The 8,860-nt window shown below is 68.1% G+C and carries 10 protein-coding genes; 7 read left to right on the top strand and 3 right to left on the bottom strand.

Features of this window, described 5'->3' with window-relative positions; all coding sequences use genetic code 11:
• Nucleotides 1-185 precede the first annotated feature (185 nt).
• Entirely contained in the window at nucleotides 186-821 is a 636-nt protein-coding gene (locus ACZ7MY_RS42835) for an HAD family hydrolase (RefSeq protein ID WP_499611769.1), read from the top strand.
• On the opposite strand, the gene ACZ7MY_RS42830 is transcribed toward ACZ7MY_RS42835, so the two are convergent.
• Nucleotides 805-1,679, bottom strand: a protein-coding gene (locus ACZ7MY_RS42830; protein WP_499611766.1) for an IS5 family transposase whose coding sequence is annotated in 2 segments (ribosomal slippage) — nucleotides 805-1,328 and nucleotides 1,328-1,679 — 876 coding nt in all. Because the reading frame shifts where the segments join, the coding sequence is not laid out codon by codon here. The genes ACZ7MY_RS42835 and ACZ7MY_RS42830 overlap by 17 nt on opposite strands.
• 214 nt (nucleotides 1,680-1,893) lie before the next feature.
• Nucleotides 1,894-2,586, bottom strand: a complete 693-nt coding sequence (locus ACZ7MY_RS42825) for a hypothetical protein (protein ID WP_499611763.1) — start codon at nucleotides 2,584-2,586, stop codon at nucleotides 1,894-1,896.
• A 573-nt stretch (nucleotides 2,587-3,159) separates the two neighbouring features.
• Between ACZ7MY_RS42825 and ACZ7MY_RS42820 the strand changes: the two genes are divergently transcribed.
• Nucleotides 3,160-3,738, top strand: a complete 579-nt coding sequence (locus ACZ7MY_RS42820) for a restriction endonuclease (RefSeq protein ID WP_499611760.1) — start codon at nucleotides 3,160-3,162, stop codon at nucleotides 3,736-3,738.
• A gap of 202 nt (nucleotides 3,739-3,940) precedes the next feature.
• A complete protein-coding gene (locus ACZ7MY_RS42815; RefSeq protein ID WP_499611758.1) occupies nucleotides 3,941-5,296 on the top strand; it encodes a hypothetical protein in 1,356 nt (451 codons plus the stop codon).
• Between the two features lie 53 nt (nucleotides 5,297-5,349).
• On the opposite strand, the gene ACZ7MY_RS42810 is transcribed toward ACZ7MY_RS42815, so the two are convergent.
• Nucleotides 5,350-5,820: a hypothetical protein gene (locus ACZ7MY_RS42810; RefSeq protein WP_499611755.1), complete on the bottom strand. Its 471-nt coding sequence runs from the start codon at nucleotides 5,818-5,820 to the stop codon at nucleotides 5,350-5,352.
• An 836-nt stretch (nucleotides 5,821-6,656) separates the two neighbouring features.
• On the opposite strand from ACZ7MY_RS42810, the gene ACZ7MY_RS42805 reads away from it, so the two are divergent.
• From ACZ7MY_RS42805 to ACZ7MY_RS42790, 4 genes are all read left to right on the top strand, one after another.
• Entirely contained in the window at nucleotides 6,657-6,923 is a 267-nt protein-coding gene (locus ACZ7MY_RS42805) for a helix-turn-helix transcriptional regulator (protein WP_499611752.1), read from the top strand.
• A 180-nt stretch (nucleotides 6,924-7,103) separates the two neighbouring features.
• Nucleotides 7,104-7,952 (top strand): DUF6083 domain-containing protein, encoded by an 849-nt coding sequence (locus ACZ7MY_RS42800; RefSeq protein WP_499611749.1) that lies wholly within the window; start codon nucleotides 7,104-7,106, stop codon nucleotides 7,950-7,952.
• A gap of 129 nt (nucleotides 7,953-8,081) precedes the next feature.
• Nucleotides 8,082-8,549, top strand: coding sequence for a DnaB-like helicase N-terminal domain-containing protein (locus ACZ7MY_RS42795; RefSeq protein ID WP_499611746.1), 468 nt, complete (start codon nucleotides 8,082-8,084; stop codon nucleotides 8,547-8,549).
• Between the two features lie 51 nt (nucleotides 8,550-8,600).
• A partial coding sequence (locus ACZ7MY_RS42790; RefSeq protein WP_499611743.1) for an AAA family ATPase occupies nucleotides 8,601-8,860 on the top strand: 260 nt, incomplete at its 3' end.

Raw genomic sequence — 8,860 nt, 5'->3', positions numbered from 1 at the left:
ACACCTACAACCACCACCGCTGCCACACCGCACTCGGAGGCAAGCCCCCGATCAGCCGCGTCAACAACGCTGCGGGTCAATACAGCTAGGGCGTGTATCGGAAGTACCCGGGGACGCCCCTCGATCTGGCGTTCGCGAGGCAGTGGCATCCTTGGGCGGTGTTTTCATCCGATCATGCAGGCGCCGTGTTCTTCGATGTCGATGGCACACTCGTCCCCGGCACAAGTTCGTCCGTCTTTCTGGCTGGCTTCCTTGGCCATCGAGTCGAGTTGGCCAAGGCCGAGGACGCCTACGCCTCCGGTGTCCTGGACAATCGGGAGGTCTCCGAGCTGGACGCCGCGGGCTGGGCGGGGGTTCCCGAAGATCAGGTCTTTAGCTGGCTCGACGGGCTTCCCTTGGTCTCGGGCATCACGGAGACCGTGACCTGGTGTCGACAGAACGGGTTGGTGCCCATACTGGCGACCCTCGCCTGGTCGCCAGTCGGCAGCTACCTGACTGACCGCTTCGGCTTCCATGGGTTCAGCGGCCCACGGCTGGAGACGGCCAGCGGCCGGTTCACGGGCCGGGTGGCCTGTCACTTCGACGAGTACGGCAAGCGGGATTTCGCTCTCGCGCAGGCGCGAGAGCTGGGGCTGGCTCCCCGCTCGTGCGCTGCCGTCGGGGACAGCCGCTCCGATCTGCCGCTGTTCGCATCCGTCGGGTTGAGCGTGGCGTTCAATGGCTCGGCAGGAGCGCGCGAAGAGGCGACCGCCACGGTGGACGACGACGACCTGCGGGGCGTGCTTCCGACCTTGAGCCGCCTGGTCACAGCCACTCGTTGATGGCCGCAATGAGGACGGTCGCCTCGTAGCGGAATGCGAGTTTGTCGTATCTTGTGGCCACGGCGCGGTGTCTTTTGAGGCGGTTGATGCCGCATTCGACCGTGTGTCGCGCCTTGTAGTCCTCGGCGTCGAACTTGGGCGGCCGGCCGCCGCGCGAGCCGAGCTTCTTACGGTTGCGCGCCTGGTCGGCTTTGTCCGGGATAGTGCAGCGGATACCGCGTCGACGCAGGTAGGCGCGGTTCTTGCGCGACGCGTACGCCTTGTCGGCGCGAACCCGGTCGGGCCGGGTCCGCGGACGACCGGAACCCGGGCGGGCGACGCGGACCTTCTTCAGGACAGGTTCGAACTGCGGGGAGTCGTCTCGCTGTCCGGCCGTGATCACGATGGACATGGGGCGCTGGCCCTGCTCGACCGCCAGGTGCAGCTTGGTGGTCAGGCCCCCGCGTGAGCGGCCGAGCCCGTGGTCGTCCGGCTCAACCGCGAGGCCGCCGGGCGGCTCCTTCTGCAGGTCCCCTTTTTCCGCGCCCCGGCGGCGTGCTGATGGGCGCGGCAGACAGTGGAATCGATGTTGATCTCCCAGGTGATCAGGTCCTCGGCGTCGGCCTGTGCCTGCAGTTCGGCGAAAATCCGCTGCCAGGTACCGTCTCGCTGCCAGCGACGGAACAAGTCGTACGTTCGGGCCCAGGGTCCGTACCGCTCCGGCACATCCCGCCACGGGACACCAGTCCGGGTGCGAAAGCGTATGCCGTCGATCAGCTGCCGCCGCGTCCATATCGGCGGACGCCCCGGCTTCTTACCCACGGGGAACAACGGCTCCAAGCGGGCCCACTGTGTATCCGTCAGGTCTCCACGTGCCACGGGGCAAGATCATCCCACCTCGAGATCCACTTCCGATACACGCCCTAGGAGCGCTGGCCCCGGACCGGGAGCTCCTTTTGGCTAGCAAGGTCGCGGTCTTCCGGGCTGCATCAAGCGATGGCGTTCAGCACGCTTTGCCGTCGTGGGGCGAGAGGAAGGACGATCCCACGCCCGCGGCAGGGGACGCGCCGCCTCCTGCCGCAGGTGCTTGAGGTCAGGCCGTTGCCGGGACGGGCTTCGCGGCCTGGGACGCTGCCGCCTCTGCCGGATCGCCAGCGTCGGCGGCGTCGGTGGCTGAGGGGGTGAGGGGGGTGTAGAAGACGCTGCCCTGCTGGCGGGCACGTTCGGCGAGGCCCTTGGCCACCAGTGACTCGAGGGTGTTGCGTACCACGGGGGCACTGGGCGTGGCGCGATCGGAGTGTTGCTTGGCCAGGGCATCGACGAATTCGCTGACCATGCGCGGTTCACTGCTCGCGGCCAGTATGTCCACGACGAGGCTGCGCAGTGTCGTCCCCGGGTTCGACCGAGAGGGGGCGGGCTTGGGCTTCGTGCCCGCCTTGGGGGGTGCCGTCTTCTTCTTGGCCTTGCGGGCTGCCGGCTCACGGGCCGGCTTCTTCTGCCCGCGCGGACGGGGCACCGGCTGGGGCGAAGACGTCACCTTCGGCTCGTCGGCCCTGTCGCCGGAAGGCGCTTCATTTGCCGGTTGCTCGGGCGCAGCCGCGCTTTGCGCGCCGGCCACGGTTCCCTGCAGTTGGGTCAGCCATGCCTGCTCCTGTTCGAGCTGCGCCAGCTGGTTCTGGAGGTCCGCCAACTGCGCGCGGACCTTCTCCTGCTCGTTGGCGTTGTTGTCCAGGTCCTCTGCGAGACGCGTCGCATACCGGTCCTGAATGGTGTTGTTGTTGGACACGACAGCTGCTCCTCGGGTATCGGGTGTTGCTGCCGGATAGTACCTACTCAAGAGTCAATGTGTGTTGTGATCACGCGCCAACAACCCATATCGGGCTGGTCGTGAGAGCTTGGTTGCGTCCCCGCGGAGCATCGGGAAGTCATCTATCGGATGCGAGCCGTGCCCCTGGTGGTGAGCTTCCCTCCGCCTTTTCCTAGGTTTTTTTCAACGAGATTGACGCCGTGAAGTCAGCTGAACTGAGCGGTGGTTGAGGCGTGGGGTGCGGCTGGTAGAGAGGCGGCTCCGCAGCAACGGTTCCGGCTGACTTTTCGATGCCCGGATCTGGACAGAGCACTGCACCGGAGGAACGCGAGGACTGAAGCGCGTGGGCGTCCAGGAGGGCTGGCCAGGCACATGCGGGGGAGGCCGGCGACTCTCGGAGTGCAGGTGATGGCCGTGCAAGACATCTCGCATGGGCGGAGCCGGCGCTGTCGCGAAGCCGTGGTCGACGCCGTCCTTCTGGGGTAATCCGGGACCGAATTGGGGAGGAACGCGGGGCGCGGGGTCAGCCGGCTTGGGGGAGGGGGACGAGCGGTGGTCGCGGTATGCGTGGTGGTGGCGTTGGCCACTGTGATCGCAGCAATTGTGGTGACGGGGCTGGTGCGGGCGGGCCGCCGTGAGGCTGCTGCCGAGCGGATCCGGCTGGCAGAGCTGGCCCGGGTGCAAGCCGTTCAGTCGCTGGATTCGGTGTGGCGGATGAGCGATCGGGAATTCGAGGAGTACGTGGCGACACTGTGCCGCCGGGACGGCTGCACTGAAGTCCGTCGCGTGGGCGGTGCCGGCGACCTTGGCGCCGACGTGATCGGCCGCCTGCCGGACGGCCGGAAAGTCGTGATCCAGTGCAAGCGCTACGCCCGGCACCGCTCGGTCGGCAGCCGGGACATCCAGACGTTCAACGGCACGGCCCGTGCGGAGCATGGAGCCGATGTGCCGGTCTTCGTGGCTTCTTGCAAGTACACCGAACCTGCACGCAGGTTCGCCGCCAAGCAGCAGCTGACGCTCATCGACATCGATCTACTCGGCTTCTGGAACAGCGGCAGTCCGTTGACGTCGTTCCTTGATCTGGACATCCGCCGGTCCGGGACGAACCGGAAGCTGAACCCGGAGCGCTGAGCCTGCCGGGCTGGCGATCAACTGAGCCAACCCTGCTGCGGTTTTACGCCATTGAGCGTCGAGTTGATCGGATGCTACTGCTCGGTATTGCTACATGTGTGCGGTCCGGCTGTCCGGGATCAGACCACCCGGGCAGCGCACCCGTTTCGTGGGGGAACCACACATGACACCGACCCGGCGATCGCGTTGGGCCCGTGGACGAGTGACCGCGCTGCTGACCACGGCGCTGCTCGTCTCGCTGATAGCCCCGACTGTCGCAGAAGCACAGCCTGCGGCTTTAACCGTCGACTCCTATGTTCTTCCGCCAGGCGCCGCCAGCCCTTCTCTGCAGCACCTGCGGTCCCCGCAGGAAGCGGCGGAGCTGGCCCGCCAGGCCGACCAGTCGGCATCCGAAGGCATCCGCAGCCCACTGGAACTCGTGGGCCCCGCGGCCTCGTACGCGCCCCGGGCCGCACAGCCCTCCGCCGTGGCCCTGCCGCAGCGCCCGGCGCTGTCAGCGGCCGCGATCTCCTATCCGGAGCCGGCGCACACCATGACGGCCGAGGAGTGCCGTGCGGGCCTGGGGACCGACAACAAGTTCTACGTCAAATCCCGCTTCGCCGTCTGCTCCGGCGCGGCGTTCACCCAACGGTGGAGCCGCAACCGGCAGATCGTGGGGGAAAGCCAGTTCGTGGTCCTGGCCGTCGGCACCATCGCCAAGAGCAGCCGCGACATGAAGGTCCAGTACTACTTCACCAACATGCAGCAGACCGGCACCACGGGCACCAGCGCACTGATGATCACACCCAAGATCACCGTGCCGCAGAAGTGGCCGGCCAGCGCCCAGGTCACGCAGGGCGGCAGCATCCCCGGACCACAGAGCTGGCAGATGCTCGCCGCCCAGAACCCGGCGACCTTCCTGCACTCCGTCAGCGTCAGCACCGGCCAGGGAACGGGCGTCGACGACCTCGTCTTCGCCGTCTACCAGCCCACCATCGAACTGACGCCCCCACCGGGCTGGGAGATGGAGGGAGCCTTGAAGGGCGACCTGTTCTTCCTCGCGCCACGCTGGGACACCGCCACCTACGTCACCCGGGCAGGCGCGGCTGTCTTCAGCTACCTGGCCACCCTGCAGTACAGCTCCACAGCGGGCGCCCCCGAGAAAGCGGTCGCCGACCACATCAAGACCGCCTACACCAAGCCCGCCACCACCAAGCCCACCAACGCCGCCAAGAAACTCCCCGGCCAGAGTGCCGACAACCCGCTGCACCGCCTCTTCCACGACAAGACACGGCGTGAGAAGAACCGCAGCGAGGCCATCCGCAACTGCCGCCAGTACTGGGGCACCAACTACGCCGCCGGCGGCAAGGAATGCGACGAATTTCCCTTCGCCGTCACCTACGAAGGCTGCGCCCAGGCACTGGCCGCCTATGAACCGTCCAAGCCGAAGAACAACTACTCGGTCCTGCCGCTGCCCAAGGCGGACAACGGAGCGGCCGGCACCCTGCTGGCCGGGTTCCTGCTGAAGAACCGCCTCGTCGACGGCCAGGACGACGCCTTCATCGTCCAGATCACCTGACGCCTCAGGTGGGCGGGAGGCGCGCACCCGGGTGCCTCCCACCCACCCTGCGGTCAGGCCGCGGGCCAGAACTGCACCAGGTACCGCTCCACGCCCTTGGGGACCTCCAGCTGCGCCAGGCGGCCCACCTCCGCGCGCCCGGAGCAGTACACCCGCACCTGCCACTGGGTGTCCGTGGCACCAAGCTCCAGGGACTCCTCCATCGGGCCGCCCGCCACGCCCCAGATCCGCAGCTCACCCGACTGAGAGAACAACGTGGCCTGGCCGCTGGCCTCCCACGGCTCCCGGGTGTCGGCCGGTGGCTCGGCATCGAAGATCTCAGCCCTTAGGTGTGCGGTGTGGGTATGGCCACCGCTTTCGATGTCCAACCGCCCGGAGCGTGCGGTCAAGAACGGTTCACCGATGCTCTCGCGGCCGTCCGGATACATCTCGGGAACGAACTGATCCTCGGCCTCCTGCAGGCAGAACCCGTAGAAGTCCACATCGACCTCGACCTCCTGATGCCGTAACAGCACAACCACCATCCCTGCACATCGACAACGGCGTGAGCCAGTCTGCCCGAGGTACCCACCAGACCAAGCCTCGCCTCATCGGCTGCAGGCCGCCCAGGACCGCGACACCCCTAACCTGCAGCCGCCTCCGCGGTGGTGCGCCTGTCCACGCTGGGCCGGAGGCCCGGATCAGTCGTACAGGGCGCCGTCGGTCCACCAGGGTGCTTCCTCGGCCGCAAGTTCCGGATCTACCACGTGCAACGGATCGTCACTCCTGGAGAGAGCGCTGCTGTTCAGCAACGCCGTGTCGCTCGCCCCTCCCGGGGGTTCGTGAACGGCGGCGGCGTGTCGGGTGGCGGCCGCACAGGCATGGCACGCGTCGGTAAGACGCCAGATGCGGCCGCACGCGCTGCGCGTCAGCAGCAGCGCGATCGGCCCGTCGCAACCCCGGTGGCGCTGATGCCACTGGCAGCCGTGCTCCCCGCACCGGCACGTCCGAAGGTGACCAGGGAGCGGTTCGGAGCGTGCATGCTGCGCCAGATGCCGGACGACCACTGCCTGGGTGGCGACCATTCCGGCAGATGCCGGTAGCCGGCCGCAGTGCGGGCAGATGAGGTCCGTCTCGCCAAGGCTGGGACGGACCTCGAGTGTCCAGGTGCGCTTCACCGGGTGGGGGAGTGCGCCGTGCCCCATGGAGAGCTGTCCTCCCTGCTGAATAGCGAGCGGTTCGGCCGGCGTCCCGAGGCGGGGAGTGCCGGTGGCGGCACACGGTAGTGCAGACCTCTGCCCTTCCGCTTGCGGTCTGACGAGGGAAAATAGGGCAGAGGTCTGCACTGACAGGGCAGGGTTCTGCACCGTGCGATAGAGCGGTGACGATCACTCCACCGCCCGACCCGAACCTCGACGCGCTCCGCCAGGAGCTGTCACGACTGCGGGCCGAACGCGGCTGGACCTACGACGAACTCGCCGCCCGAACCGGCCTGTCACGCCGCACATTGATCGAGATCGAACAGGGCCGCACGATCGGCACCCTCGCCACCTGGCACGCCCTCGCCCACGCCCTCGGCGCCCCGCTCGACCAGCTCTTCGGCACCATCTGCGCTGGCCACGAACCTCCCGCGCGGCCCGCTCCCTGACCGCCCGGCGAAAGCCTCGAGGGCCCAGTTCCCGGGAGGCGTGACACCACCCGAAACGGCGACCAGCACCGAACGCATGCACGGAGAAGCGAATGCCAGGACGACTGATGCGGCCACGCAGGTGACCCCAGCGGCCTGGTCCGCCCCATTGCCGTGTGTCGGCGGTCATCGTCTGCGGTCATGCGCTCGACGAACAACTCCTTCGCTGAAGACGGCCATGCCTGGGACGGCAGCCGCAAGAACCACCGGGCCCGCCGGTCGCTGCGTATCGACGCGGACAGTCCCAGCCGGCTGCTGCGGTCCGCGCAGGTCGGCCAGTGCGACTTCTGCGGGAACCGTGTGGAGTGGTACCAGCGCCCCGGCAGTACCCCGATCCCGCTCCACCCCGAGGAACTGCCCGCCAGCACCGTCCCCGCGGGGCAGCGCTGGCACGTCTCCTCTGGCGCCGCACACGCCGGCCAGGACGGGAGTGCCTGGTGCCGGGTTCGGCACCACGCGGTGTGCCCGGCCGGCCCGGCGGGCAACCGCGACCCGCTGCTGGCGGAGACGCGCCGGGCACTGGGTCTGAGCTCGCGCCGACTGCAGGACGCAGGCTTGTTCACGCCCAGTCCTGAGAAGGAACCGGCCCCTGCGCCGCCCTCCCTGCCGGTTCGGCCGGTGGTGTGCCTGCTCTACACCCGCTACCTTGCCCCCGGGCCTCTCGAGCAGCTTCAGTGCGTGGCCCACACCCGCACCCGCCGCCGCTGCCCTCTGCCGGTCCAAGACCCAGGTGCCCTGCCAGGTACGTGGCGCCTGGAGCCAGCGGATCCGCTACTTGGTACTGGCGGCCGCCTGCCGATCGCGCAGGAGGTGATGGCGGTCTACGACCTGACCGGACTGCCGTATGCCGAGCAACTGCGCTGGCACAAGCAGCGCTGCTCCACGCACGCCGACATCGGCGAGGCCGCGGACCACGCGCGGACCGAGTGGGAGCCCTTCGATTCGGTGCGCCACCGCCCATACGTCCGCGACCGGTTTCCCGATCCCTAACCCGCGCTCGGGCAGGAGCCGCCATCTCCGCCTGAAGGTACGGCCGTCGTCATCGCGCTGCGGTCCGCGGTGCCGCTCCGGCAGCCTCTCAGATGTCGAGTCCGTTCTCTGCCTATTTGTGAGGCGCCCATGTCCAAGACCTTGATCGGTACTCCCGACCCCGATCAGCCCTCACCCGGGCCTGCATTGTGCGACGAGCATGCCGAGCACATGGTCCTGGTGGCCTTGCTCCAGCACCCGCAGCTGGTCCCGTACCTCATGGCGGTCCTGCGCCCCGCGTACTTCAGCAGCCCGATCCGCCGGGAGGTCTTCGTGGCCGCCGCTGCGGTCTACCGCCGCAAGGAGCCCTGCGCCCCGGCAGCTGTCACGGCCGAGCTCGAGCGTCAGCAGCAAGCCAGCGCCGACCACTCCGGCGACGAGGCGAGGAAAGCCCTGCTTCACGACCTGGCTCGTGCCGCGGCCCCGGCGGAGCCGGTGGTGGTGCACTACGTGGCGATCGTGCGGGACCTGGCCGACCTGCGCCGTCACACTGCTGCGCACCCCGAGGGGATGCCGTCGATGCCAATGCGCGGATTCCTCACCGACGACGACACCTGACCACCGACACGCGCCTGTCGCGCCCTCACGGATCGATGAAGCTCAACGATGCTGAAGCCCACTGACGAACAGATCGCGGCCGCCGACGCCTTCGCCACCGGGGATCACCTGGTGATCCAGGCCGGTGCTGGCACCGGGAAGACCACCACGCTCACCCAGCTTGCGACCAGCACCTCACGCCGGGGTTTGTATGTGGCGTTCAACCGGTCCATCGCCCTAGATGTATTGATCACGAGCGTTGTTGACACCTGCGGGGGCTTGATCAAGGCGAAGACCTCCGGTGTGGTGGAGCTGTCTAGGACTGCACCACA

The organism is Streptomyces sp. NPDC111520, from assembly GCF_055635295.1.
The sequence above is the reverse complement of the archived record's forward strand: the minus strand, read 5'-3'. Positions and strand labels throughout refer to the sequence as shown.